The sequence below is a fragment of the Morganella sp. GD04133 genome (assembly GCF_029835375.1).
Taxonomy (GTDB): Bacteria; Pseudomonadota; Gammaproteobacteria; order Enterobacterales; family Enterobacteriaceae; genus Morganella; species Morganella morganii_B.
On sequence record NZ_JAODZS010000007.1, the window covers coordinates 92,651 to 118,694 of the forward strand.

Here is a 26,044-nt window from a genome sequence, read left to right on the forward strand (position 1 = left end):
GTGGTAAAATCGCGTATCTCCGAAAAATAACTGGATCAAACACAATGTCCGAACTGACAGGAAAACAGATAGTTCTGGGTATCAGTGGTGGTATCGCAGCCTATAAAGCCCCTGAGATTGTCCGCCGTCTGCGTGACCGGGGTGCCATTGTCCGTGTCGCCATGACACCCGCTGCGACCGCATTTATCACCCCGCTCACACTCCAGGCCGTTTCCGGCTTCCCGGTGGCTGAAAGTGTGCTTGACCCTGCTGCGGAAGCGGCAATGGGCCATATTGAGCTGGGAAAATGGGCGGATCTCATTATTCTCGCGCCCGCCACCGCTGATCTGATTGCCCGCCTGAGCGCCGGTATGGCAAATGACCTGGTCACCACTATCTGCCTGGCCTCTGATGCCACCATCGCCGTTTTACCGGCCATGAACCAGCAGATGTACCGTGCGCAGACCACACAGGAGAATCTCGCACACCTGGAACAACTCGGTTTTGCCGTCTGGGGGCCGGACAGCGGCAGCCAGGCCTGTGGTGATATTGGTCCGGGACGCATGCTGGATCCGTCAGAGATAGTCTCACGGGCAGAACAGCACTTCCGTAAAAAACAGGATATGTCCGGCATCCGTCTCGCCATTACCGCCGGGCCGACACGCGAAGCACTCGACCCGGTGCGTTTTATCAGCAATCACAGCTCCGGTAAAATGGGTTTTGCCATTGCCGCAGCTGCCGCAGCACGCGGCGCGGATGTCACACTGATTGCCGGGCCTGTCACACTACCGACACCACCGGGTGTTAAACGTATTGATGTCAGCAGTGCCTGTGATATGAATGATGCTGCACAAAAAACAGCCCCGCAGCAGGATATTTTTATCGGCTGTGCCGCCGTTGCCGATTACCGCGCCAAAGCGGTTGCGCCCGAGAAGATTAAAAAACAGGGCGACGAAATCACCTTCACGATGGTGAAAAACCCGGATGTGATCGCCGGTGTCGGTGCACTGGAAAAAAACCGGCCATTTGTGATTGGATTTGCAGCGGAAACCCAAAATGTGGAAGAATACGCGCGCGGTAAGTTGGTGAAAAAACAGCTCGATATGATTTGCGCCAATGATGTTTCTGTTGAAAACCAAGGGTTTAACAGTGATAACAACGCCCTGCATCTGTACTGGCATACCGGCGATATCAGCTTACCGAACATGAGCAAATCAGAGCTCAGCCACCATTTACTGGACGAAATACTGAAACACTATGACCAAAAAAATCGACATTAAGATTCTTGATCCGCGCATCGGCGGGGAATTTCCGTTACCGGCCTACGCCACGCCGGGCTCTGCGGGTCTGGACTTACGTGCCTGCCTGGATGAAGCCACTGAGCTGAAGCCGGGCCAGACACTGTTACTGCCGACCGGCCTTGCTGTCCATATTGCCGACCCGACCCTGGCGGCAATGGTGCTGCCGCGCTCCGGGCTCGGTCACAAACATGGTGTGGTTCTCGGCAACCTGGTGGGCTTAATTGACTCTGATTATCAGGGCCAGCTGATGGTATCCGTCTGGAACCGTGGTGATACCACCTTCACAATTGAGCCGGGCGAGCGTATCGCACAGATGATTATCGTTCCTGTTGTTCAGGCTGAATTCAATATTGTTGAAGAATTTACCGAAAGTGAACGCGGAGCCGGCGGATTTGGCCATTCAGGCCGTCAATAATACTAATAACGCCGTTATCTCCGCCACTTTTCTGACAGCAGTACGGGTGTACCGCTGTCAGTCGGCAGATGTGTTTTTGCGTTAACGCAGGGGTTTTATCTGACATGGCAGAAAGTACAAAAAAGAAGAACAGGCGCGAGGAGATCCTGCAGGCGCTTGCGCAGATGCTTGAGTCCAGCGACGGCAGCCAGCGTATAACAACCGCCAAACTTGCCGCCAGTGTGGGTGTTTCAGAAGCAGCGCTCTATCGTCATTTTTCCGGCAAAACAAAAATGTTCGACAGCCTGATCGTATTTATTGAGGACTCACTGATTTCGCGGATAAACCTCATTCTTCAGGATGAAAAAGAGACAATCTCGCGAATCAAACTGATTCTGATGCTGATTCTGGGATTCTCTGAAAAGAACCCCGGCCTGACCCGTATCATGACCGGTCACGCACTGATGTTTGAGCAGGATAAATTACAGAGCAGAATTAATCAGTTGTATGAACGGATCGAAGCTCAGTTGCGTCAGGTCTTAAAAGAAAAGCGGATCCGTGACGGCAGCGGTTTTACTTATGACGAAAGCCTGTTAGCATCTCAGTTACTCGCCTTTTGCGAAGGCATGCTGTCCCGTTTTGTACGCTCAGAATTTAAGTACCGGCCAACACAGGAATTTGAAACCCGCTGGCCGTTGCTCCTTGCACAACTTCAGTAATACCATTTTTAGTTAAACTACTCACCCCGCCCGTTTTATTGGGCGAGGGCTTTTTTTTGCCTGTTGTCCGGCTCAGATTTCAATCCCGTACTGCTCACGGTAAGCCCGCACAGCCTGCAAATGGGTATCCATCTGCGGATCTTCCGCCAGATAACTGATTAAATCATTCAGTGTGATAATGGAAAATACCTGACAACCATAGTCCCGCTCCACTTCCTGGACGGCGGATAACTCACCTTTGCCTTTTTCCTGACGATCAAGACTCAGCATCACACCGGCAAGTGTGGCATTGTTTTGTCTGATGATTTCCATTGACTCACGGATAGCTGTTCCGGCCGTGATGACATCATCCACCACCATAATCCGTCCGTTCAGCGGACTGCCGACCAGTGTTCCGCCTTCCCCGTGATCTTTGGCTTCCTTGCGGTTAAAGCAGTACGGCATATCAAGATCATGATGCTCAGCCAGTGCAACGGCTGTTGTCGTTGCAATCGGAATGCCCTTGTAGGCAGGCCCGAACAGGACATCGTACTGCACGCCGCTGTCGCATAATGCTGCCGCATAAAAGCGTCCGAGCAGTGCCAAATCCCGCCCGGTATTGAATAACCCGGCATTGAAGAAATACGGGCTTTTCCGGCCGGACTTCAGCGTAAACTCACCAAATTTCAGTACCTGTTTTTTCATCGCAAGTTCAATAAATTCGCGCTGATAAGCTTTCATCGGGATCTCCTGATTCTGATTGACGGATAACGTGCCTGAATCACAGGCATAAAAAAGGCGACTATCACGTCGCCTTCTGATTAATTTTCTAATGCCGCCTTCTGGGCGGTGAAAATGGTTTCCAGCCCGCCCCTTGCGAGGGCCAGCAGTGATAACAATTCATCATGACTGAACGGCGCACCTTCTGCCGTGCCCTGGACTTCAATCATCCGCCCGTCATCAATCATAACCACATTCATATCGGTTTCTGCCGCAGAATCCTCAACATATTCCAGATCACAACGCGGCTCGCCGTCCACAATACCGACAGAAACGGCGGCAACCATGGATTTCAGCGGACTGGCTTTCAGCTGGCCTTTTGCGACCATCTGATTCAGCGCATCAGCCAGGGCCACACAGGCACCACTGATAGCAGCAGTACGGGTGCCGCCGTCAGCCTGGATAACATCACAATCGAGGGTGATGGTGAACTCGCCCAGTTTGGTCAGATCAACCGCTGCGCGCAGCGAACGCGCGATCAGGCGCTGGATTTCCATTGTGCGGCCGGTCTGTTTGCCACGGGCGGCTTCGCGGGCATTACGGGAATTGGTTGCGCGCGGCAGCATGCCGTATTCGGCTGTGATCCAGCCCTGTCCCTGACCTTTCAGGAAACGCGGCACACCTTCTTCAACGGAGGCATTACATAACACTTTAGTGTCACCGAACTCGACCAGCACAGAGCCTTCGGCATGTTTGGTATAATGACGGGTGATAGTAATAGGACGCACCTGGTCTGTTCCCCGGCCAGCGGGACGTGATGACTGACTCATAGTGATTCTCCGGTTCAGTTAACTGTTGGGGGCGCATTATACGGCTTAAACCGGTGAATGCCTATGCCTTAACACCATAACAGCGCTATAATCAGAGCAATAAATCCATCACAGGACAGATATCATGATCCGTAGTATGACCGCGTTTGCCCGTCAGGAAGTCAAACGCCCGTGGGGCACTGCCGCATGGGAACTCCGCTCTGTTAACCAGCGCTACCTTGAAACCTACATCCGTCTGCCGGAACAACTCCGCAGCCTGGAGCCGGTGATCCGTGAGCGTCTGCGCCAGCGTCTGACCCGGGGAAAAGTTGAGTGTAACCTCCGCTTTGACCTGAGCAGCAACGCGCAAAGCGGGCTGAATATGAATGAAGACCTGGCAAAACAGCTGGTTGCTGCCGCAAACTGGGTTAAAAACTACAGTCACGAAGGGGAAATCAATCCGCTGGAAATTCTGCGCTGGCCGGGTGTGATGTCCGCACAGGAACAGGATCTGGACACCATCAGTGAAGAACTGCTGGCTGCTCTCGATGATACCATCACCGCCTTTATCGATGCCCGTGAACGTGAAGGCGCGGCACTGAAGACCTTAATCGAACAGCGCCTCGACGGTGTGACCGAAGAAGTCCGCAAAGTCCGGGCGCAGATGCCGGATATCCTGTTATGGCAGCGTGAGCGCCTGCAGAGCAAACTGGATGATGCACAGATTCAGGTCGATCCGAACCGTCTGGAACAGGAACTGATCCTGCTGGCACAGCGTATTGACGTGGCGGAAGAGTTAGATCGCCTCGATGCCCATGTGAAAGAAACCCATAATATCCTGAAGAAAAAAGAAGCCGTTGGTCGCCGTCTGGACTTTATGATGCAGGAGTTCAACCGCGAATCGAACACCCTCGCCTCAAAATCCATCAATGCCGATATCACCAGTTCCGCGATTGAACTGAAAGTACTGATTGAGCAGATGCGTGAGCAGATTCAAAACATTGAGTAACACTTCACAGTAAATCAGAGCACCTCAACAAGCCAGCCGATACCCTGTATTAGCTGGCTTTTTTACTATCAGAGCATTGCAGAGTGAATCACAATAGCGCATGATTGGCGTGTACCCAAAGGTGTACCCCTAGACATTATAAAAATCCATTTTGGGTACACCCCCTGTTTTTACATTGGAAATTGCACAATGCCTAAACTCACAGATAAAGAGATCCGGGCGTGGATAAAGTCAGGCGAGCGGTTCGAGGGTAAATCGGACGGTAACGGGCTGTATTTACGTTTCAGACAAAATGACCGCATTCCTTCATGGCGGTTCAGGTATAAACTCGCCGGGAAGTCTCGGACAATGAATCTTGGATCATACTCCGCTCTCTCACTCGCTAAAGCCCGGGAACTGACCAAGGAGTTATCTGCCCGCGTATCGCTGGGCTATGATGTTGCCAGTGAAAAGCAAGAACGAAAGGCCGAAGCATTGGCGAAAATCGAGGCCGAGAAAAATGCTATCCGAGTTTGTGATCTGGCTGCTGAATACTTTGAACGTCAGATACTCCCGCGCTGGAAGCATCCGGACATACTCCGCCGCCGCATTGATAAAGACATCAACCCCCGCATTGGTGATATGAAGCTGGAGGATGTAAAGCCCCGTCATATTGACGACATGCTGAAGGGGATCGTTGACCGTGGTGCGCCTACTATCGCAACTGACGTTCTGCGCTGGGTGCGCCGCATGTTCGATTACGCCATTAAGCGGCAGATGATAGAGATTAACCCCTGCTCCGCCTTTGAAGTGGCTGACGCTGGCGGTAAAGAAGTATCACGGGACAGATGGCTGACCAGAGAAGAATTGATACTGGTACTCAGGGCATTCCGCACATCAAGTATCAGCCGACAAAATGAAATCAGCTTTAAAATACTGCTGGCATTATGTCTGCGGAAAATGGAGTTATGTGCCGCCCGCTGGGAGGAGTTCGATTTTGATAATGCGGTCTGGCATTTCCCTGCTGAACGCAGTAAAAACGGGGATGCCGTAGATATTCCGCTGTGCCCTACAGTCATTGACTGGTTTACAGAACTGAAATCTATGTCCTGCGGCAGTCAGTACGTTCTGCCAGCGCGGAAGATGCAAAGCCGGATGATTCCTCATATTCAGGAATCCACCCTGCCCGTTGCCTTATCCAAAGTACGCCACGCCCTGCCCGCTGATATGCCTAATTTCACTATTCACGACTTCCGGCGCACAGCACGCACACACCTTGCCGCGCTGGGTGTTGACCCTTTTGTTGCTGAACGTTGCCTGAATCACCGGATAAAGGGCGTAGAAGGTATTTATAACCGGCATGATTACTTTGAAGAACGACGGGCAGCATTAACGCAGTGGTGCGCCCTGCTGGTATCGCTGGAGAAAGGCGAAGATTACAACGTGATCCCGATGGGGACACGTAAAGCAAAATGACCGGATAAGCCGTATCTAGCCCGACGGGGTGAAAAGCGGGGAAGCCTTACCCGCCTGATACGGTAATACCCAAGGCGCGTAAAAGGTGACGTAATGAACAAAAAAAACAAAGCCACTGTAAAGACGGGTAGCGTATGGTCAGACAATGGTCTGCCAGAAATGGAATATTGCACCCTGACGCGAGCCGCTGAATTATTAAACGTCAAAATCGAAGATCTGCTTCATTTTGCAGAAATTGGATTTATCGAACTTTGTGTAAAAATGGATGGATTCGAAGCTGGGTTGTCTTCCCCTATGAGCTATAGAGATCAATCTACTTGGGAAGATTTTTGTGAGAATGATATAAAAATACTTTTAGGGCTTGGGTCGGCAACAAAAGAAAATGGATTAAGCTTATTTTCTCCGAAATACTGCCCATCTATCGATTTTCATAATGGTAAAATTGCAGAGTATTATTTTTATGAATACAATGACACGCCCGGGTTGCGACACCCTATAGTTTTTTTATCCGGCCTGTGGGCGCTTGTAGGATTATCAGATAGAAATATTTTCCACAAATTATCAATGAATAATAAAGTGGAATTAAACCCATTTAGCTTTTTATTAAAGGAGGTTGATTACATTTCAAACCCAGATAATGATGATGTTTATCATGTGCAACCATTAAGTGAATATTTATATAAAAACAATATGTTAGTAAAGGAACGAATCAAGACAATAGCCACTCTAACCTGTGGGGATTTTTATATAACCAGAACTCAAATAGATAAAATTTATTCAAATATAGGAAAGCCGATATCTAACCTTAGAAATAAAAATAATAGCTTTGAAGATAAAGAACATTACACCCAAATAAGAGCCAGAGAAAACAGATTCAAAATACACCAGGCTATAACAAAACTATTAATTCTACACCCTCATAATCCAAATGATGATTCTTCAAATTATAGGGCTGCTGATGGAAGAATAATAATAGCAAAAGTCGCCAGATGCCTTGATTATCATGCGGCCAATTTATTTGACGATAGGGAATTACCAATCAAAGATGAATCCCGACTGAGGGCTATTATTAGTAGTTATCTGGAAAATTTGGGCGCAAAGATGGATAAATAATAACTGGTGCTTGATAGCATCAACCATATGATTGATGCTTCATGCCTGTTTTTTTATACAGTTATTTGCGCTTAACTGTGCCCAGTAACTCACAAAGGAGCTAGGCATAGCATGAAGCAACAACGTAAACCACGCGCTAAAACCAGTACCCCTTACCCTACCAGCGGTAATGCCCGCAAACGCCAGACCGCAGACTTTTTAGGTATTTCAGACGCAACACTCTACCGCTGGGAAAAGGCGGGCAAAATCCCGAAATCTTTCGAGCTTGAAAAAGGCTTGTCTGTCTTTGACGCAGCGGAGATCCGTTCGTGGGTGGGCGCTAAGAAAGCACAGCGCGAGGGGGTTTAATGATGAAAATAACCGGATTATTGTCATGCCCGCTTACATTCCCGTTATCACTTTTAAGTCAACACTCAGCTAACTAACGGAATAGTCAGAATGAAACCAAAAAATAACAGCTTAACCGCTGGTGGATTCGCTCACCCTGAAAACGGACTGGCTAATACCTTTGATAATTTAATTCCTGTTGTTAATAACAATATTGACGGAAAAGAAATTCAGACTGTAAGTAGCCGTAAATTACACTCATTCCTGAAAGTTGGGCGTGATTATACTAGTTGGATTAAAGGACGAATTAAACAATATGGTTTTGTTGAGAATGTCGATTATATCATTGTGGAAAATTTGAGCTCCCCAAAACGGGGGAGCGCAAAATTTAGGCAGCAGATTGAGCATGATTACATTGTCAGCCTCAACATGGGTAAAGAATTGTCTATGGTTGAGCGTAACGATCAGGGAAAGCTCGCCCGCCAATATTTCATTGAGTGTGAGGAACGATTACGCAGGATTGCACCGGAAGAGCATGAGGCAGCTATACAGAACTGGCGCAAAAATCGGGTCGCTGCCTGCGAAGATCATAAGAACATGGCCAATGCTATGAAAAGCTATATTGAGCGTACAGGCGACAATCAGCATGGTTTCGCCTACAGCAATGAATGCACATACCTCAACAGTCTTGTGTTGGGAATACACCCGCGAGTTTGGGCAAAACAGAAAGGTATTCACGTAAAACAGGTACGTGACCACATGAGTATCGACCAACTGGCTCTGCTGGCCTATCTGGAAAGCCGTAATTGTGCATTGTTGGATCTGGATACTCTGACGGCGACCCGCAAGACAAAACTCACTGAACTGGCTCAACGCTGGCTGGTTCAGCGCATGGAGGCGAAACAATGATGGCCACCCAAACCACGAATTCGGGGTTAGATCCTAACCCATTGAAAACATTACAGACCCCGAATATGCGGTCTGCTCAGAAAGTAATCAGGACAAATCTGTCCAGTTACTCGCAAAAGAAAAAAGACAGCGTGCAGGCTGTCTTAATTCAATTCTATACGGACTTACCATCTTTAAGAGGGAAAGTTTCAAGGATACCCAATAGTATTGGGTCAGTTCAGAGGCTCCCCGATGATATCGGGTTGGTTCATGTAGCACCAGTCGCCGTTGGTGGGATGGATATACACAAGGCCAATGATATTGGCTCTGTTCCGGTGATCCTGTTCGCTAATGGCGCGAATGGGTTGAACCACTGGAACGATATTCACTCGGTTAAGTTTTGGGCTGAGTTATTAGCTAAAGTGTCAGCCGGTCTCAGTGGTGAGACTTTGAGCTATCCGAATCCGGATATCCCAAATCGTGGGGAGATTGAGTTTTGCGAATCCATAAAAAAGGGCGGCGTTTCCACCACCCTTTGCGTGTTCGATATTAAATATCGAGCAAATCAGCCATTACAGGGTAGTCAATGGTTAAAAGCGGGTAAACAGAATATTTCCGGGGAAGTGAAGAACTTTGATGATCATCACTTGTTTTTATCGCCGGATGTTCGTTATAGTGATCCGGCACTGGCAAAATCCGGTGTCAGGATTGAGACCCTGAATATACAAACGGCGACACATGACGCGCCCAGCGTCTTTTTTTGTGTCCGTGCCTATGCACACCTGCAAAATACGGTATTATGCCGTCCTGATTCAATGGTGGCGTTGGCAGGGCAACCGAAAGGTTGGCTGGTTTCCGTTTGTGCCAGTAGTCTCAACCCTGTCAGCGTCACCACCCCTATAGAGATTGAGACCTCTGGTGGTGACTCCGCATTAATACAAACGGAGATCATCGTTATGATGGCTATCCCTGCCCAAACTCACCCTAAATTTAAATGGCGTTTCTTCTCCTGCCAGCAGTCCAGATATTTCACCGTTGAAGCCCGCAGCGAACAGGAAGTCCGCTCTATGCTGCCTGATTCGCCGTGCCTTTTTTCTGCCCGTATCCGTCAGGGGGTGAATCATGCTTAAAACTTTCCGGATTACCGGCTATGCCGTCAATAAGCGCGGCCTGACAGTCGGGTTTAGCCAGACTATTTCAGCCACCAGCCAGAAGCAGGCACAACAGCAGGCGATTGCGGGATATGAAGTGTCCGGTCAACGCTATATCCGTATCACCCGGATGATTGAGGTAAGAAGCCATGCGTAACCCAGAGCCGAATGAGTATTACACCCACAATAACGGTGACACGGTATTAGTCCTGTCCGTTCAGTTTAACAGGGTGACGTTTATCCGTGACGGGTTCGACAGCCCGGTCATCATGACACTGAGCCGGTTTGTCAAAGAATACACTTACGCAGGGAGAGCATGATGATGACTGACAAAAAAGAAATCAAACCCGCTGATATCCATGATTATTTAATCCGGACTGATTTGAATCAGTTAAGCACGGAGGAGCTGCAAAGGCTTCAGGGGATTTCTGTCAGCGCAAGTGACGGGATTATGGCAGGACTGAAAGCAATGGGGGAGTGTGCGTTTTGGGCGTGTGACAGTGAAAATTACAGTGACAGCCAGGCAAAAGATGATCTCCGCCGTATCAGTGAATCCCTGATGTATTTACTCCGTATCGCCGAAGCCCTGAGCCTCAATGCAGATAACACCCAATTTCTGATTTACCAGCGTGACGGTTTTCCGTTTGCGGAGGTGAACAATGGCAAATATTGATTTAATCCGGGCAGTGAAACTGAAAGCTAACGGGCAATGGCAGGGCATACTGTCTGCTGTGGGGGCAGATCTGCCGGTAAATACACATACAGCCTGCCCTGGATGCGGTGGAAAAGATCGGTTCCGCTTTGATGATAAGGACGGCAACGGCACGTTTATCTGTAACCGGTGCGGCGCAGGTGACGGGTTAGCTCTCGTTCAGCGTGTGCTGGGCGTGGGAGTTACGGAAGCCGCGAAAGAAGTTGCCGTGATTATCGGTATTGATACCCGTTCAGACCATCAGCCCGCCAGAGAACGGACTCCGGTCAGTGTGCAGCAGCAGAGCCACAAAGCCGATCGGCAGCAGCGTGACACAGCAGAGAAACAAAAACGCTTCACAGAGCGATACTGCGGCCTGTTATCACAGGTTCAGCAGGGAGAATCCGTTTATCTGACCGGTAAAGGGCTGACCGGTTTCATGCTGCCGTTACTGCCTGACGGGTCAATCCTGATCCCGCTGGTGAATGCAACCGGCACCGTCACCGGCGCACAGACCATTAAACCGGACGGCGGGAAACGCCTGTTAACGGACTGTACGAAAAAAGGCAGTTACTATCCCGTCAATGCGCCTGAGAACGTTTCTGAGGTGATTATCGCGGAAGGGCTGGCAACCGCCCTGACGTGTCACGTAATCCGCCCTGATGCGCTGACCGTGGCGGCAATGGATGCCGGGAACCTGATCCACATCGCTGAGGTGATGCGGGGTAAATATCCTGCAGCACAGATAACCATTGCGGCAGATAACGATGCGGACAACACGGTCAACACCGGCAGGGAGAAAGCAGAGGCGGCAGCGCGGGCGGTTAACGGTCAGGTGACGATACCTGCCACCAGCGGTGACTGGAACGATGTGTATCAGGCTGAGGGGCTGGATGCCGCAGCACAGGCATTTAATCAGGGAATGTATCAGCCGGAAAGCGGCGACAGCGGACAGGCACCGGAACCGGCAGAGAAACCCGCCGCAGCCGACCAGATGAAGCCCCGGATTGAAACCCGTGATAACGGTGTCTTTCAGGTGATCCCGAAGCTGGATAAAGAAACCGGGGAAATCATCAATAACGAGCAGTGGCTCAGTGACCCACTGACGGTGGTGGCTGCGGGTGTTAACGATGTGAATGAGTCATTCCTGATAATGGACTGCGGCAGCGGCACCACAAAGGCGATCCCGATGGCTGATATCGGTGAGCGAGAGGGCTGGCGGACACTGAAAACCAGCGGCGTGATTGTCACCACCAAACCGGCATTACGGGCAACACTGGCGGACTGGCTGATGCGCAGCCGGGGGCGGGATGTGTGGAGCGTGACCCATAAATCCGGCTGGCATAAAGGCGCGTACATCATGCCGGACGGCTCCGTTATCGGTGAGCCGGATAAACCTGTGCTGTTTAACGGGCAGAGTGCGGCCGCAACCGCGTATCAGGTCAGAGGAACAGCAGAGAGCTGGCGGAATGAGGTGGCGAGGCTGGCGGACGGCAATATCCACATGATGTTTGCCATCGGCGCGGCACTGGCAGCACCCATGACCGGGGTCACGATGGCAGACAGCTTCGGTATTCACCTTTATGCCCAGTCCACCGCCGGTAAGAGCACCACGGCAGATATGGCGGTCAGTCTGTACGGGCATCCGGATTTACAGCGGCTGACGTGGTACGGCACCGCCTACGGTATCGCTAATGAGGCTGTGGCGCACAATGACGGGCTTTTGTATCTGGATGAAGTCGGACAAGGCGCAGATCCGAAACACGTCTATAAATCGGCGTACACGCTGTTTAACGGAAAGGGCAAGATTCAGGGAGCCAGAGACGGCGGCAACCGTCCGCTGGAGAGCTGGCGGACTGTGGCAATCAGTACCGGTGAAAAAGATATCGAAACATTCCTGCTCAGTTCCGGCGTGAAGATTAATGCCGGGCAGTTAGTCCGGTTACTCAATATCCCGGTTCAGCGGGCAACGGAGCTTCACGGCTGCGAAACAGGTAAGCACCATGCCGACACTATCAAAGTGAACTGCCGTTCTCACTATGGCGCAGCGGGACGCGGGTGGATCGCCTGGCTTTCCGACCACAAAGAGGACGCGAAAACGGCTTACCGTGACGCACAAAAGCGGTGGAGCAAACTGATCCCGGATAATTACGGGGAGCAGGTTCACCGGGCAAGTGACCGTTTTGCGGCGGTTGAGGCCGCGTTACTGACCGGACGGGTGATCACCGGCTGGCGCGAGCAGGACTGCCGGGATGCGGTTCAGGCGGTATTCAATGTCTGGCTGGCAGAGTTCGGCACCGGCAACAAAGAAATTGAGCAGATAATCGGACAGGCGGAGGCATTCCTCAACGCGCACGGACTGAGCCGGTTTGCACCGTTGCCGTATGACTGCCGGGACATGCCAATCCGGGATCTGGCCGGGTACAGAAAGAAAGGGGATCACGACAATGACCCGATTATCTTTTACACCTTCCCGGCGGCGTTTGAAAAGGAAATTGCACAGGGGTTTAACTATAAGCAATTTGCGGACGTGCTGAAAACTGCGGGGATGTTAACACCACCGGCCAGTGGCAGAGGCTATCAGCGGAAAAGCCCGAGAATAGACGGGCGGCAGATTAACGTTTATGTGCTGCGGTTTATGCCGGAAACCTCAGACCCGGAGGATGAAAGTTAATTTAATATTAATAAATGACATCTAAAAGTATCACCGGAGTGTATTCAGATAAAAAACGCGATAAGTAAAAAACCGTGTTTTAGTGTTGGTTCAGTTGGTTCATTTAATAAGGTATATTGATTTATAAGGAAAATAGTCTGTTTTCTGAACCAACACTGAACCAACAAAGGGCTGTTTTGAACCAACAAACAGGTATTTTGAACCAACACTGAAAATCAGCCGCTTCCCCTCTGGCTGGCAGTGACCGGAAAGAATGTTGGTTCAGTGTCGGAGTATGTTGGTTCAATCGGGGGCAATGTTGGTTCAGTATTTTGAAATAAATCATTTAAAAACAATCATTTTTACAAATTGAACCAACTGAACCGACTGAACCGACACCTGATCGCGTATTTATATAAAAAAATAAAACGGGAGTAACGAAAGTGAGCAGAGAAATTCTCATCCTAAAGAAAAGTAACAAAACGATAACAATTCAGGCCGATACCAGCATACCAAAAAGCGCACCGGGTAAAACGCAGCAGGAAGCCCCACAGCAGCCGCAGAAGAAAAACAGGGCAGAGGCTTCCGCGAAGAGCAGAAATGGCCTGAATGACATATGTGGAGGTGTTATTAACAACAAGTCACAGTCAAGTAACTGTACTATACAGCGCTGGTGAAAATGGCTGGATTAAACTTCAGTATGTTGCCGCAGGAAAGGGAACTGATGTGGAGGCAATATATAAATCTGCCGGTAGCAGAGAGAGTCATCGTGTTGATGTAAATCACCTGATGATGTTAAAACGCAGGATGTCTGTCAGGACTGAGTCCGGACATAAAAAGTGTCTGGTGTTAAGAGGGTGCCTTGGTTACAGCAGATTTGTTGGAGCAGCGTGGTAACATGCAGACAGAATTACGGATAATGAGGTGAGTGATATGGATATTATTATTCAACAAATTCAGGCAGGTACTACACAGCTGTACTGATTTTAATATGTATCTGAAATATTATAAACCACGTTAATCCGTTTGGAATAATTGTCCGGGAAATTAAAACGAACGTTACCCTAATCATTTTGCAGACATATATTCAGACAGAAGCCAAGTTTATTATACTCACATTTGATTTTTTTAATCTTTTACCTTTGGTAAATAAAAAAAATCCCGATATTTAATATGTAGGTATTAGTTAATAACACATATTGTTAACGGGTGGTTAATTTGAAGATATCAAATGTAATTATAGGTTTTTTTTTAATAGTGTTTATTGTTGTTTCTTCATCGGCAGCTGGATTCTACTATTCACTTAAGATATTCAATGAACATAAAAATGATTTAACGCAGGTCAGGAGAGCTGATAGTTATGTCCAGTCTTCTGCTGGCCATCTTAAACAGGCCCGTATTGATTTAGCCAGGGCTGCGATTAATTTTTATAGCGGGGATGTAAATAAAGGTGGTGAAATATTAAAATTAGTCGATAGTAGTATGCTTTTATCAAAAAAAGAATGGGAAAAAGGAGAAGGGGTGGAGAGTCCCTTCGCGACTGATATTGTTGCTGACATGGAGAAGACATATCATATATATTATGATTCAGTAGATTATAATGTGAATCTTCTTAAAAAAGGAATGGTAAATGAATACCTGAGTAGTAATATTGGCGATAATATCAATAAATTTAATATGGCTTATAATAAATATACTGACTCTGTTAATTCTTATGAAATTGATGTTGAGAGTGAAGCTGAAAGATTAATTAACACTGTATTCTATTCAATTGTATTTTTTGTTTTATCATTTTTACTAATGATTTCTCTGATGTCATTATTTTTTAAGAAAAAAATGGTTATGCCACTTGAAGGTATCATTGCTAACTTAAGCGAGATTTCTGATGGTAATCTTTGTGGCGAAATTGAAAGAAATGGATATCAGGAAATTAAATTACTTTCTGATGCTTTGTTTAATATGCAGAATCAATTATCAGAGATAGTTGGGGAAATTCGCACCGGAGCTGATTCTATGTATTCTGGTTTAAGTGAAATAGCATCAGGAAATAATGATCTGTCCTCCCGGACAGAGCAACAGGCGGCAGCACTGGAAGAGACTGCAGCAAGTATGGAAGAGCTTACATCCACAGTAAGATTAAATGCTGAAAATGCTAACCGGGCCAGTCAGTTATCGGTGAATGCATCTGAGATTGCCGGAAGAGGCAGTGAAGCGGTCGTCAGTGTTGTGCAAACGATGAATGAGATTGCCGAGAGTTCGGGAAAAATAGCGGATATTACCGGCGTTATTGATGGTATCGCTTTTCAGACAAATATACTTGCACTTAATGCCGCAGTTGAAGCTGCCCGGGCGGGTGAACAGGGGCGGGGATTTGCCGTGGTTGCGGCAGAAGTCCGTAATCTGGCTCAGCGAAGTGCTCAGGCCGCAAAAGAGATTAAAAACCTCATAGAGGACTCGGCAGAACGGGTCAGTTCCGGATTTAAACAAGCTGAAAACGCCGGAAAAACAATGAATGAAATTGTTAATGCAGTCACTAAAGTAACAGATATTATGGGTGAAATAGCTATTTCTTCAGAGGAGCAAAGCCGGGGTATTGAGCAGGTCGGTTTAGCGGTATCTGAAATGGATACGGTTACTCAGCAGAATGCGGCATTGGTTCAGGAATCAGCGGCAGCTGCAGCAGCTCTTGAAGAGCAGGCAGGAAAGCTTGCTGATGTTGTCGCCGTTTTTCACATACAGGGAGTGTTAACCGGCAGAACCCGTGAGTTTGCAGGGGATAGCACAGACCAGGATTCGGTACCGGGAAAGAGGGTTGCGACTGACTTTCCGCATACTGAACCGGTATCATTTTGATGGGTAACCTAAATAGCTGTTGGTAAATATTGTTTTTTCAGGCGGACATGAAACATATTGCTGGCCTGTTTCATGCCTGCCTGTAGCCATTCAGTCACTGTTGTCTGTCAGTATATATTAAGAATAACGCACTAAACCTGGACCAGATAACGATTAACATTATACAGGGACTAATGCGGCTGTATGTGCAGTAACAGTTCATCAAGCCGTGTAATCACTGATGTACTGGCTTGTTCCATATTTGTTAAGCTAATGTTCATTTGTTCATCATCTCCTGAACGGAATGCCTGCAGAGCTTCCTGACCGGAACTATGCACGTTTTCATGGGGTATTTCGAGGTCAGAAAAACAGCTGAGGTGTGAAAATTTACGTCCTTCGTCACCATAAAACCATTTCCCTAAACGACAATCGGTGTGACTGTTAACTTCGGAGGTTTCATCCCGGTTAAAAATTAACTCATAAACTTTAATCTTCCAGATAACATGATCTAATTTCACAGTATTAAGAAACTGCTGGGTAGCAATAAAACAAATAATTTCCTGCATATGAGCAGAAAGTTCAATAGTTTGCTGTAACATCATGCAGGCCTGTTCTGTCGCGGCACGAATATCATTAATCGACTGATAATTTTTCTCCGCACTGGTACTGATGCTTTTTGCATGCTGATTAATATTCAGTGTCAGTGCAGTAATGTTCTTTGCCTGAAATTGAATCCCTGACGATAATTGTTTAATTTCTTTTGCAATAACGGAAAATCCGGCACCTATTCCACCGGCATGAGCCGATTCAATGGCAGAATTTATTGCCAGGAAATTTGTTTGCCGCGACAGATTATTAATTTCATCAATATTATTATTTATACCGCTGAGCACAGACATAAGATCGTCAATGCAGTGTATGTTTTCACCAGTATGTTGCTCAATCAGACAGACTAATTCAGACAACTGATTCATCTCTTTCCTGATATGCTCGTTTCTTTGATTAAGTTCATCAACAGTGACTAATTCCTTCATCAGGCGCTGGCTGGAATTCAGCAATGAATCACGAATGATTTCTATTGCACTGATACCGGAAATAAAATGATGACATAACAATTTATCATATGTTTTCTCAGCTATATTAAATTTTAATGTTTCTGAGATTGTTTTATTTGATGCCAGGTCTGTTGTTTTTTGTTGATGGATTTTTTTATGCTTACTTTTAAACCACCGCTTAAGTTTCTTATGCATTATATAAAGCCTTTTTTTCATAATTACGGTTATCAGTTAATCTGAACGTTACAATGCCATCTTAAATGAGCAATGAGGAGCAGGGATTGTTATGTAAAAATAAAATATCGGAGTGGTCTTTATCTTAAGGAATACGCTTGTATTAAAATTGGTGATTACAATATTACTGTGTTGCAACAGATAAAATTGTGGCAGCGGCGGACAGGCAGGGCAGCAGCAGAAAAAAATCTGCTGCTGTCCTGTTTTTAGTTCACATTGCGCCGATGATCATTCAAATTAAAGTCTGCATGGCGATTATGTGAATAGCTTATTGAAATCATCATGATTTACTTTAAAATACGGCATTGAAAACGATAGATTTCCGAGTGATTATCATATTTAAAAATAGAATAAAGTAACTATTTTTGTTCTGGTTTCTAATATCGCAATTCATCAGCATGATTTTAATTGTTCTGGTTATTTCAAAGTTAAAACACACATGAAATAACCTAAGGTATCACCTGGGGTATCCCATGATGAATGGCGTCCTTCATTTGGATGCCAGGAGTTATATAATTTCCCACTGCTAGGCAGAGCTGAGCCATAAACGCCATCCACCAAACCTGTATTAGAGTAATTCAGTAATGGCCCCCAGAATTCAACTATCTCACCATCAGGGGAACGAACACCTCGGGTTGAATTTTCAAAACGTCCATTCATTTGGTTTCTACATTTGTAGTTTATTTGGTGAAATGTTTGGTCATGCCTTGAGCCTTCATTGATCATCCACTTAAATAAATCAAATTTAAATGTGATAGGAGGCCTGGTGTTATACTTAGGCGTTGCTGTGATTGTCACTATTTGTCTGGTTTCAGGCTGTTCGTGAAAAGTAACCACACCATTATTAACGGTTAACCAGTTTGCTGAGGCTTCCCATTGATAATCGTGGCTAGTCCCTTTTCTGGGAATGAGTTCAAAAGTGGCGTTTATAAAACCTGCGTCCATCCTGGTAGCTGAATGTTCAAAATCAGCCCCATTAACTCGAATCGCTTTAAATGTTTCGGCTTTAATTTGATATCGAGAAGAAACTATCGCTGATGACCATCCTGTAAATAATAATGATGCAGCTAAATTATCACCCGGAGTGGTGGCTTGATAGGTTCGGTGATATGTACCATTTTTATCATCTTGCCAGGATGTATCTGTGCCTGCTATCGCCCCCCGTACTGTTACCGTTTCTTCTGTCAACAATTCAGCATATCCAATTAAAGGTTTACCTTGTTGATTTTTCAAAGTAACCGTCACTGTTATCTCATCTCCCGTCATATAGATGCTATTATCTACTTTAATCGCTGATTGGGTTTTTATTGGGTCATCAGGTGTCACTGTAAACCCGGCTTCAAAAGAATCGAGGAGGCCACCGTAGACAGCATAACGCCCCGGAATTGTACCGGTCAGATATCCGGTATAAGTCCCGTCCCCGTTATCCGTCACCGGGGTCAGGGTAACGCCTTCCGGATCAACCGATAAATTCGAAGAGACTCTGAGTTCAATACCTCTCGTTACGCCGGGCACGTTGTTGCCATGCTTATCAACTAATGTTTGTAACACCGTGGCTTTTGTTAACCCGTCACCTTTGAAGCTATCCGGTATTACTGCCAGTGTACTCGGAATATCATTCTGTCCGTTATAGATATATTCCGGGTAACTTGGTTTCAGTGTGATAAGCGTGTTTAATGGCGTGGCGTCGGCATTATCGTATTGTGGTATTACCGTGTATATATCCGGTGCATGCTCCTCATTAAAACGCATTGTGGCCGTATACATACCCGGAGCACTTTCCGTGACATTATCAATAAAGACGTCAGTATTAATATTGAGACTGGTGCTTTGGCTGCTCTTAACCTTAAACGTAATGCGCTCAGATGCCCCGGATATCGTGTTTCCGTAATCATCTGTGGCTGTCAGATACAGTTGTGTTTCCGTGTCACCATCCATATATCTGTCAGAGCCGATAAGCAGATTTTTATCTGCAGTGAATTCTGATTTTTCTCCCGATAATAATCCGGCAGTAATGGCATAGGTGCCGGAGGAGACAGGGGTATTCCAGGTGCTGAGTCTGAGGACGGCGGTCAGCCCGGTACCGGCGGTGGCGGCGGTGTAGGTTGCCTGATACACCCCGCTGTTACCGGTCTCGGTCCACGGACCGGCAGCTGAATGTTCCGCGTTCGGTACCGAGACGCTGTCCGCCAGGGAGGCAGCCTCACCGGAGACGGCATTTCCGTGTTCATCCTTCAGTGTGACCGTCACCCGGATATCCTCACCGGCGGTGTAGGTTGTGTTATCCACGGTAATACGGGCCTGTCCTTCCGCCGCATCCCCGGCAGTAATGGCATAGGTGCCGGAGGAGACAGGGGTATTCCAGGTGCTGAGTCTGAGGACGGCGGTCAGCCCGGTACCGGCGGTGGCGGCGGTGTAGGTTGCCTGATACACCCCGCTGTTACCGGTCTCGGTCCACGGACCGGCAGCTGAATGTTCCGCGTTCGGTACCGAGACGCTGTCCGCCAGGGAGGCAGCCTCACCGGAGACGGCATTCCCGTGTTCATCTTTCAGTGTGACCGTCACCCGGATATCCTCACCGGCGGTGTAGGTTGTGTTATCCACGGTAATACGGGCCTGTCCTTCCGCCGCATCCCCGGCAGTAATGGCATAGGTGCCGGAGGAGACAGGGGTATTCCAGGTGCTGAGTCTGAGGACGGCGGTCAGCCCGGTACCGGCGGTGGCGGCGGTGTAGGTTGCCTGATACACCCCGCTGTTACCGGTCTCGGTCCACGGACCGGCAGCTGAATGTTCCGCGTTCGGTACCGAGACGCTGTCCGCCAGGGAGGCAGCCTCACCGGAGACGGCATTCCCGTGTTCATCTTTCAGTGTGACCGTCACCCGGATATCCTCACCGGCGGTGTAGGTTGTGTTATCCACGGTAATACGGGCCTGTCCTTCCGCCGCATCCCCGGCAGTAATGGCATAGGTGCCGGAGGAGACAGGGGTATTCCAGGTGCTGAGTCTGAGGACGGCGGTCAGCCCGGTACCGGCGGTGGCGGCGGTGTAGGTTGCCTGATACACCCCGCTGTTACCGGTCTCGGTCCACGGACCGGCAGCTGAATGTTCCGCGTTCGGTACCGAGACGCTGTCCGCCAGGGAGGCAGCCTCACCGGAGACGGCATTCCCGTGTTCATCTTTCAGTGTGACCGTCACCCGGATATCCTCACCGGCGGTGTAGGTTGTGTTATCCACGGTAATACGGGCCTGTCCTTCCGCCGCATCCCCGGCAGTAATGGCATAGGTGCCGGAGGAGACAGGGGTATTCCAGGTGCTGAGTCTGAGGACGGCGGTCAGCCCGGTACCGGCGGTGGCGGCGGTGTAGGTTGCCTGATACACCCCGCTGTTACCGGTCTCGGTCCACGGACCGGCAGCTGAATGTTCCGCGTTCGGTACCGAGACGCTGTCCGCCAGGGAGGCAGCCTCACCGGAGACGGCATTCCCGTGTTCATCTTTCAGTGTGACCGTCACCCGGATATCCTCACCGGCGGTGTAGGTTGTGTTATCCACGGTAATACCGGAATGCCCTTCCGCCGGCACGTCAGCGATAAATTCCGATGTTACCTGTCTGGTATTGATATTGCTGTTCACTGTTAATACAGACTGACCCGCAGTGGTACTGGTGAACGGGATAGTGACCTGACCCAGCTCATCTGTTATCAGCTGCGCGGCATCTATAACCGCACCGTTTGTGACATCCGCTGTCAGCGTCAGACCTTCTGCCGGATTATCAAACTGATCAGTGATTGTTGCCACAGCAATGTTTTTTGACTGACCATCAGCCACGGCTTTGTTATTGATTAACTCGAGGGTTTTTATTTTTGCGGAACTGATATCCGCAATATAAGTGATCGTTTCGCTGCGGCTGTTACCGTTGCGCATCCCGGCTTTCAGCAATCCTTTACCGGCGGATTTGCTGATGATTTTCACGGTTGCCGTGCCGTCAGGACCAGAGTTCACGGTCAGGGTCTGACCGTTGTTGCCGTCCGCGTCATAAATGGTGACACCTTCCGGATTTTTCAGGCCGGAAAAACTGAAGGTGACGGCTTTATCCGGCAGAACTTCACCTTTATCATTCTGTAACAGCGCAACGGCAGTAAACTGGTCGCTGTTATTCGCCACCAGTGACTGGTTCGGCGTGACAGTCAGCTGAGTGACGGTTTCCGCAGACGGGATCACATTTACCCACATTTCTGCGGTATTGGACGGGTTGCCCTCATTATCCTCTCCGACAGCGGTCACACGGTAGCCCTGAGGTTCCCCGCTGCGGTCAGCAAAAATATAGGGTGGCAGGGTAATATCTGCCGTGGTCAGGCCGGTTTGTTTGATCTCACCGCCGTTTGCCAGCAATTCAGGTGCGGACCAGCGCAGTGATTTCAGGCCGTATTTAGCTTTCAGCACACTGACCGTCACCGGCTGCGTCTGTGACGCTTCACCGCGCAGTGACGGCGGCAGGGCGATCCGCAGCAGTTCCTGCTTCCGGTACTGCATCACAATATTGTAATTTCTGTCGACGAAATCGTAACGGTTACCCGCCAGGTTACGCATAAGGTCAACATTACCGGTATCCGTCTGCTGTGATAACGGCACGCCGAAACGGTAGGAAAGCTCCATACCGACCCGGCTGTCATTGGAATCACCGCGGGATGTCTGACCTTTAAAGGTGATCAGCGGGAACGGGGTGTAACTGAGCCCGAGGGTGGAAACCGACGGGTTACTTTTCAGTTCACCGGAAGCGGTGGTACCGGCCAGGCTGATGCCGTCACCGAAGTACTGTTCATATTTTGCAAATGCGCCTAACTGCGGATAATCAGGCAGATAGCCCTCCGCACGGATATCAAACCCGTTCGCCGGGCGTTCGTCGTAATCGCGCATTTCATGCAGTGATGACTGATGCCAGTCTGTTACCCTGAAGTAGCCGTTAGCCGCAAGCTTCAGGTAGTTGGCCCATAATTCACCGCCGACACCGACCCGCGAGTTACTGCCGGTGATATCATAGTCATAAAAGCTGTTCACACCCCACATCCAGCCGTCTTCATACTGACGATAGCCCAGACCGAGGTTGGTGGTGGTCCGTTCATCGTTGGCACGAAGGCCGACCTGTGAGAATAACAGGCTGTCCGGGTTATCGATTAACGGGACCAATACATCCGCATCACCGGTTTTGTTGCTGCCGAACTGAATGCGGGCATGACCCACCTGGTTCAGCCAGTCGTTCACCTGCTGGTTGAGCAGGTTTTCACCGATACTGCGGGCATATCCGACAGTACTGTCTGTTACATTATCAGCAGACAGCAGTTGCCCCGCCTGTGATATTCCCTGCGCCATCCGTGTTTCCGGCGGAACACCGTTTTCTTCCGCTGTATCGGCCAGACCTAAAGAAGGCAGTGTACTGAACAGATTATCCTGATGAATAGTATTATCACGGGAAACGTCCTGTATTGTATCAGCTGAGGGGTGGTTCTGTGCGCCGGAATAGATTGCAGGCGATGTATCGTCTGCAGCTGTTTGTTTTACCTCCGGTTGTTCCGGTGATACAGGGTTCCCGTGGCTGAGAAGCGTATTCATACCGGCGATTGTACTGCTCATGTCATCATGAATACTGATGTCACGGTGCTCTCCTGCCTGTACTGCGGAGGTAAATGAAATAAAAACGGGCAAACACAACTGGGTGAAAAGTAAAATATACGCAGTTACCCGCCGCCATACAGAATGCTGCAGGCAGTGTGATGTTAATAAAGGCATAATAGTTACCCTGAAGAGGGGATTTCCCGCCGCCATAAACCGGCGGGAAAACAGAACCGAATGGAATAAACGGTAAGCAGACTGATTATCGTCGTACCGGTTGTGATATTCAGATATCAGACAGTGACTTCAGCCGGTCTTTAACGCCCTGATAGCTGGCGTATTGCACTTTGGCACATAAAGTATCCAGTTTCTTATTCAGGGTCATGGTCAGTAACTCTTTTGAGTCTTTATCCATAATTTCTTTATTGACACTCAGAAATGTATAATTTTGATTTATTTTTGCATAATCCGCTGAATATTCAGTAAATTGTGTCTGATTCATTCCCTTCAGAAAATTAAATCCGTCCACACAGGCATTTCTGGAAGAGGCAATAACAATCCCCTGAGAAAGCGTTTGTTTATCCCGGACATAGTCCTGTGCAGTCTGATTATCGTTGCTGACCGGTGTTGCGGTCGTTTCCGTTTTACGGGCTGGTGTTGTATTTTTTTTCGGAATAACCGTTTGGCATCCGGAGAGAAACAGAGAAGAAACAATGATCGGGAAAATATATTTTTTCATTATTAAATAACCATTAAGCGTATTATGATTTATAAAAGGTAATGCCAGCTGCGGAGACCTGTCACCTGTATTCGTAACAAAAAAAGATTGCAGCATTCCGGGTGAACGGGTGGTTATTCCGTCTGTAATTTAAATATATAGTTTTTATGACATGACTTTTTTCGGAATAAACCGGATGCCAACCTGATTTCCGGCCGGATAATCAGTGCGGTATCGTGAATATACGAATTTTTTCGGTTGTTATTTTTTTATTACATTACGGATGAAAACCTCCGTGCCAGGTAAATAAATTTAATAAATTAGAAATGTTTTTCGCTGCCTTTTCCAATCGTTTAAAACGATCGAAAAAGCAAATCACGATAGCTTTTAACTATCAATATCAATATATTTGATCGGTATTGACAATTACAAGCACCCATTAACCTTTTAATTCAAGTGGTTATTTTATTTCGTGTCGCGAATTAATTTATATTCATAAATTGTGTAAAAACATGATGTTACAATATAGAATGTCAATTCTAATTGAGGTGCGTACCTGGCTGGGCATATTGTCATTCATATGTTAATAAATGTTTGGTGAGGTGTTATCGGGCACCTTCCGTAAAATACGCTGATATGACCCCCGATAGCTAAACTATACAGGGGTCAGTAACATATTAGCTGAGCGGAGGACTTCAGTTCATTGTTCAGCCATTTACAGACGTATCACCGGCAGAGGGTAAGTGCGTGATGAGTGTTTAATATATTGCGTCACCGTATTTTTCAGTGAATAAATAAAAATTTTCAACGTTGTTCAGGATGGATTAATTGTGTTTTTGCAGATAAAAGAATAAAAAACAGCCCTGAACCTTGAGGAACAGGGCTGAAAAGGTAAATCAGAGGTCGTTCGCTTTTAAATAGATAAATAATCGACAGATGATTGTGTCTGGTGTCAGAGCAATCACCGCCATAATAACGAACAAAACTTCAATGAAAGTTAAATGACCTTATAAGTGCAATAGTTTTTTAACACTCCCGGTATCCGGGCTTTGTAAAAAGTGCAAAAAATATCAATTTATCGGAGTCGTATCTCCGTGGCAAACTGATAAAACCAGGATCTTATCCTGATAGGATTTTATTCCGTGCAATGGTTGCATAAAAATCTCTATGGAATTAAAAGCCGAATTTAATTTTTATTTATCAGGTAATTAGTTTTTGTATTACTGGATTTTTGCCGGGGAAGTGATTCAGAAGGAAAAGAATGACCGGAGAGATTGCGGGAAGATAGATATCCCGGGTTAAATGTGTCGCAGCCCGTTTTGCTATGCAGGCCCCCTTCAGCAGCCGAAGAAGAAAACAGGGCAGAGGCCTATAAGAAGAAGCAAAAACACCTTACAAACCGGATAGTGCAGCACTGGCCTGTATTCACCTTACAGGTAGCCAGACCGCTGGCAATCGGTATACGGGAACAGATGATTGCGGATGCTGAGGCGCGGGGGTTGGATATTACCGTTTCACACATCAAACAGGGGCTGTATGACTACATTAACCGCAGGCTGTATCTGAAAACCCTTACTCTGGGCGGCAGTCGTTTTGATATGACCGGACAGCCAAACGGCGAGATAACACCGGAACAGCAGCAGGACGCACAGCGGAAGCTGGGTAAGTGGGACAGCGGCAAAAACCGCCAGTCAGAGAGTGAGGTGAGCCAGTGATAAAGGACACCAAAGCGGCAATACTGGAAGATGCCGGGCTGAATTACAGAGCAGCGCAGCGGTGGCTGGAGGTGTTTGACCGTTGTGAGGATGAACAGGGGATGCAATTACGCAATAAAACAGCGTGAAAGATGCCTTACTCTGGCAGGCAATCCGGCAGAAGCAAAAGCGCGGCGCAAGCGGGAATACAAAGCCCGCCACCGCCTGTAGTAATAATGGAGGCAGATCATGCAGAAAAGCACAAAGAAACAGACGAACCGCTACTTTAACGGTACACCGACAACACGCCTGATAGTCACCTGTGAGCAGTCTGTCATTGACGCGGTAGATAGTCACATTAAGCGCAGCAGGTACATGCGGGGCAACCGTGCAGAGTTTGTCAGACAGGCTATCATTGAGAAGCTGGGGCGTGAACTTTGATGATTTAGACACCAGTACGCGCACGAGGCTGGCAGCTTTGATGATTTTCGGGCACCGTAGGAAGCCCGTGAAAGCGGGCTGAATAGCGACAAATACAGACGGTAAATCTTAGCAAATCTTAACTAAAATTGGGTTTTGAGAGGCTGTGACGATTATCAGGGCGATATTAATGATTTCTCTGTATGAAAATCATACGATATCCTGCTGACCAAAGAGAGATATAATGACTTTCCTGACTGAATTTCACTTATGGGTTAATATTCTTACGTGATAAT

General features: G+C 47.9%; 22 protein-coding genes. 17 read left to right on the forward strand and 5 right to left on the reverse strand.

Features of this window, described 5'->3' with window-relative positions; all coding sequences use genetic code 11:
* The first annotated feature begins 44 nt into the window (after window positions 1-44).
* From coaBC to slmA, 3 genes are all read left to right on the forward strand, one after another.
* A complete protein-coding gene (gene coaBC, locus N7387_RS04750) occupies window positions 45-1,259 on the forward strand; it encodes a bifunctional phosphopantothenoylcysteine decarboxylase/phosphopantothenate--cysteine ligase CoaBC (protein WP_279797285.1) in 1,215 nt (404 codons plus the stop codon).
* Window positions 1,237-1,695 (forward strand): dUTP diphosphatase, encoded by a 459-nt coding sequence (gene dut, locus N7387_RS04755; RefSeq protein WP_025152338.1) that lies wholly within the window; start codon window positions 1,237-1,239, stop codon window positions 1,693-1,695. Before coaBC ends, dut begins: the two co-directional genes overlap by 23 nt.
* Window positions 1,696-1,799: 104 nt before the next feature.
* Window positions 1,800-2,393: a nucleoid occlusion factor SlmA gene (gene slmA / locus N7387_RS04760; RefSeq protein ID WP_025152337.1), complete on the forward strand. Its 594-nt coding sequence runs from the start codon at window positions 1,800-1,802 to the stop codon at window positions 2,391-2,393.
* A gap of 72 nt (window positions 2,394-2,465) precedes the next feature.
* Here slmA and pyrE read toward each other — a convergent pair whose 3' ends face one another.
* Both pyrE and rph read right to left on the reverse strand, forming a co-directional pair.
* Window positions 2,466-3,113, reverse strand: coding sequence for an orotate phosphoribosyltransferase (pyrE, locus tag N7387_RS04765; protein WP_262859832.1), 648 nt, complete (start codon window positions 3,111-3,113; stop codon window positions 2,466-2,468).
* Window positions 3,114-3,193: 80 nt separating this feature from the next.
* Window positions 3,194-3,922: a ribonuclease PH gene (gene rph, locus N7387_RS04770; protein ID WP_072871569.1), complete on the reverse strand. Its 729-nt coding sequence runs from the start codon at window positions 3,920-3,922 to the stop codon at window positions 3,194-3,196.
* A 124-nt stretch (window positions 3,923-4,046) separates the two neighbouring features.
* Between rph and N7387_RS04775 the strand changes: the two genes are divergently transcribed.
* The 11 genes from N7387_RS04775 (at window position 4,047) to N7387_RS04825 (ending at window position 16,041) form a co-directional block, all read left to right on the forward strand.
* Window positions 4,047-4,910, forward strand: coding sequence for a YicC/YloC family endoribonuclease (locus tag N7387_RS04775; protein ID WP_015422373.1), 864 nt, complete (start codon window positions 4,047-4,049; stop codon window positions 4,908-4,910).
* Window positions 4,911-5,099: 189 nt separating this feature from the next.
* Window positions 5,100-6,365 carry a site-specific integrase gene (locus tag N7387_RS04780; RefSeq protein ID WP_279797291.1) on the forward strand — a complete coding sequence of 422 codons (1,266 nt, stop codon included), beginning with the start codon at window positions 5,100-5,102 and terminating at the stop codon, window positions 6,363-6,365.
* Between the two features lie 93 nt (window positions 6,366-6,458).
* Window positions 6,459-7,478: a hypothetical protein gene (locus N7387_RS04785; RefSeq protein ID WP_279797293.1), complete on the forward strand. Its 1,020-nt coding sequence runs from the start codon at window positions 6,459-6,461 to the stop codon at window positions 7,476-7,478.
* 111 nt (window positions 7,479-7,589) lie between these two features.
* Window positions 7,590-7,826 carry an AlpA family phage regulatory protein gene (locus N7387_RS04790; protein WP_279797295.1) on the forward strand — a complete coding sequence of 79 codons (237 nt, stop codon included), beginning with the start codon at window positions 7,590-7,592 and terminating at the stop codon, window positions 7,824-7,826.
* A gap of 90 nt (window positions 7,827-7,916) precedes the next feature.
* Entirely contained in the window at window positions 7,917-8,714 is a 798-nt protein-coding gene (locus N7387_RS04795; protein ID WP_279797297.1) for an antA/AntB antirepressor family protein, read from the forward strand.
* Window positions 8,711-9,823 (forward strand): host cell division inhibitor Icd-like protein, encoded by a 1,113-nt coding sequence (locus N7387_RS04800; protein ID WP_279797299.1) that lies wholly within the window; start codon window positions 8,711-8,713, stop codon window positions 9,821-9,823. The genes N7387_RS04795 and N7387_RS04800 overlap by 4 nt, the downstream gene beginning before the upstream one ends.
* The gene (locus tag N7387_RS04805) at window positions 9,816-10,001 is read left to right on the forward strand and encodes a hypothetical protein (protein ID WP_279797301.1); all 186 of its coding nucleotides are present in this window, start codon (window positions 9,816-9,818) and stop codon (window positions 9,999-10,001) included. The genes N7387_RS04800 and N7387_RS04805 overlap by 8 nt, the downstream gene beginning before the upstream one ends.
* Window positions 9,994-10,164 (forward strand): DUF4222 domain-containing protein, encoded by a 171-nt coding sequence (locus tag N7387_RS04810; RefSeq protein WP_279797303.1) that lies wholly within the window; start codon window positions 9,994-9,996, stop codon window positions 10,162-10,164. The genes N7387_RS04805 and N7387_RS04810 overlap by 8 nt, the downstream gene beginning before the upstream one ends.
* On the forward strand, window positions 10,161-10,517 hold the full coding sequence (locus N7387_RS04815; protein ID WP_279797305.1) for a hypothetical protein: 357 nt from the start codon (window positions 10,161-10,163) through the stop codon (window positions 10,515-10,517). The genes N7387_RS04810 and N7387_RS04815 overlap by 4 nt, the downstream gene beginning before the upstream one ends.
* Window positions 10,504-13,209 carry a TOPRIM and DUF927 domain-containing protein gene (locus N7387_RS04820; protein WP_279797307.1) on the forward strand — a complete coding sequence of 902 codons (2,706 nt, stop codon included), beginning with the start codon at window positions 10,504-10,506 and terminating at the stop codon, window positions 13,207-13,209. Before N7387_RS04815 ends, N7387_RS04820 begins: the two co-directional genes overlap by 14 nt.
* 1,197 nt (window positions 13,210-14,406) lie before the next feature.
* Window positions 14,407-16,041 carry a methyl-accepting chemotaxis protein gene (locus N7387_RS04825; protein WP_279797309.1) on the forward strand — a complete coding sequence of 545 codons (1,635 nt, stop codon included), beginning with the start codon at window positions 14,407-14,409 and terminating at the stop codon, window positions 16,039-16,041.
* Window positions 16,042-16,211: 170 nt separating this feature from the next.
* On the opposite strand, the gene N7387_RS04830 is transcribed toward N7387_RS04825, so the two are convergent.
* The 3 genes from N7387_RS04830 to N7387_RS04840 all read right to left on the reverse strand — a co-directional run bounded on the left by N7387_RS04830 (window position 16,212) and on the right by N7387_RS04840 (window position 23,655).
* A complete protein-coding gene (locus N7387_RS04830; protein ID WP_279797311.1) occupies window positions 16,212-17,270 on the reverse strand; it encodes a methyl-accepting chemotaxis protein in 1,059 nt (352 codons plus the stop codon).
* A 456-nt stretch (window positions 17,271-17,726) separates the two neighbouring features.
* The gene (locus tag N7387_RS04835) at window positions 17,727-22,937 is read right to left on the reverse strand and encodes an inverse autotransporter beta domain-containing protein (RefSeq protein WP_279797313.1); all 5,211 of its coding nucleotides are present in this window, start codon (window positions 22,935-22,937) and stop codon (window positions 17,727-17,729) included.
* Window positions 22,938-23,202: 265 nt separating this feature from the next.
* The gene (locus N7387_RS04840) at window positions 23,203-23,655 is read right to left on the reverse strand and encodes a hypothetical protein (protein WP_279797315.1); all 453 of its coding nucleotides are present in this window, start codon (window positions 23,653-23,655) and stop codon (window positions 23,203-23,205) included.
* 1,283 nt (window positions 23,656-24,938) lie between these two features.
* On the opposite strand from N7387_RS04840, the gene N7387_RS04845 reads away from it, so the two are divergent.
* The 3 genes from N7387_RS04845 to N7387_RS04855 all read left to right on the forward strand — a co-directional run bounded on the left by N7387_RS04845 (window position 24,939) and on the right by N7387_RS04855 (window position 25,769).
* Complete coding sequence (locus N7387_RS04845) at window positions 24,939-25,349, forward strand: ProQ/FINO family protein (RefSeq protein ID WP_279797317.1); 411 nt, start codon at window positions 24,939-24,941, stop codon at window positions 25,347-25,349.
* Entirely contained in the window at window positions 25,346-25,477 is a 132-nt protein-coding gene (locus N7387_RS04850) for a PerC family transcriptional regulator (protein ID WP_279797319.1), read from the forward strand. The genes N7387_RS04845 and N7387_RS04850 overlap by 4 nt, the downstream gene beginning before the upstream one ends.
* 100 nt (window positions 25,478-25,577) lie before the next feature.
* Window positions 25,578-25,769, forward strand: a complete 192-nt coding sequence (locus N7387_RS04855; protein ID WP_279797321.1) for a toxin-antitoxin system protein — start codon at window positions 25,578-25,580, stop codon at window positions 25,767-25,769.
* Window positions 25,770-26,044 lie beyond the last annotated feature (275 nt).

What these genes read in the sequence shown, in the direction of transcription:
- N7387_RS04855 (WP_279797321.1), top strand. Translation starts at nt 25,578, where the DNA reads ATGCAGAAAAGCACAAAGAAACAGACGAACCGCTACTTTAACGGTACA.
- rph (WP_072871569.1), bottom strand. Translation starts at nt 3,922, where the DNA reads ATGAGTCAGTCATCACGTCCCGCTGGCCGGGGAACAGACCAGGTGCGT.
- N7387_RS04800 (WP_279797299.1), top strand. Translation starts at nt 8,711, where the DNA reads ATGATGGCCACCCAAACCACGAATTCGGGGTTAGATCCTAACCCATTG.
- N7387_RS04840 (WP_279797315.1), bottom strand. Translation starts at nt 23,655, where the DNA reads ATGAAAAAATATATTTTCCCGATCATTGTTTCTTCTCTGTTTCTCTCC.
- N7387_RS04790 (WP_279797295.1), top strand. Translation starts at nt 7,590, where the DNA reads ATGAAGCAACAACGTAAACCACGCGCTAAAACCAGTACCCCTTACCCT.
- N7387_RS04830 (WP_279797311.1), bottom strand. Translation starts at nt 17,270, where the DNA reads ATGCATAAGAAACTTAAGCGGTGGTTTAAAAGTAAGCATAAAAAAATC.
- pyrE (WP_262859832.1), bottom strand. Translation starts at nt 3,113, where the DNA reads ATGAAAGCTTATCAGCGCGAATTTATTGAACTTGCGATGAAAAAACAG.
- N7387_RS04795 (WP_279797297.1), top strand. Translation starts at nt 7,917, where the DNA reads ATGAAACCAAAAAATAACAGCTTAACCGCTGGTGGATTCGCTCACCCT.
- N7387_RS04785 (WP_279797293.1), top strand. Translation starts at nt 6,459, where the DNA reads ATGAACAAAAAAAACAAAGCCACTGTAAAGACGGGTAGCGTATGGTCA.
- coaBC (WP_279797285.1), top strand. Translation starts at nt 45, where the DNA reads ATGTCCGAACTGACAGGAAAACAGATAGTTCTGGGTATCAGTGGTGGT.
- dut (WP_025152338.1), top strand. Translation starts at nt 1,237, where the DNA reads ATGACCAAAAAAATCGACATTAAGATTCTTGATCCGCGCATCGGCGGG.
- N7387_RS04835 (WP_279797313.1), bottom strand. Translation starts at nt 22,937, where the DNA reads ATGAGCAGTACAATCGCCGGTATGAATACGCTTCTCAGCCACGGGAAC.
- N7387_RS04805 (WP_279797301.1), top strand. Translation starts at nt 9,816, where the DNA reads ATGCTTAAAACTTTCCGGATTACCGGCTATGCCGTCAATAAGCGCGGC.
- N7387_RS04775 (WP_015422373.1), top strand. Translation starts at nt 4,047, where the DNA reads ATGATCCGTAGTATGACCGCGTTTGCCCGTCAGGAAGTCAAACGCCCG.
- N7387_RS04780 (WP_279797291.1), top strand. Translation starts at nt 5,100, where the DNA reads ATGCCTAAACTCACAGATAAAGAGATCCGGGCGTGGATAAAGTCAGGC.
- N7387_RS04810 (WP_279797303.1), top strand. Translation starts at nt 9,994, where the DNA reads ATGCGTAACCCAGAGCCGAATGAGTATTACACCCACAATAACGGTGAC.
- N7387_RS04820 (WP_279797307.1), top strand. Translation starts at nt 10,504, where the DNA reads ATGGCAAATATTGATTTAATCCGGGCAGTGAAACTGAAAGCTAACGGG.
- N7387_RS04815 (WP_279797305.1), top strand. Translation starts at nt 10,161, where the DNA reads ATGATGATGACTGACAAAAAAGAAATCAAACCCGCTGATATCCATGAT.
- slmA (WP_025152337.1), top strand. Translation starts at nt 1,800, where the DNA reads ATGGCAGAAAGTACAAAAAAGAAGAACAGGCGCGAGGAGATCCTGCAG.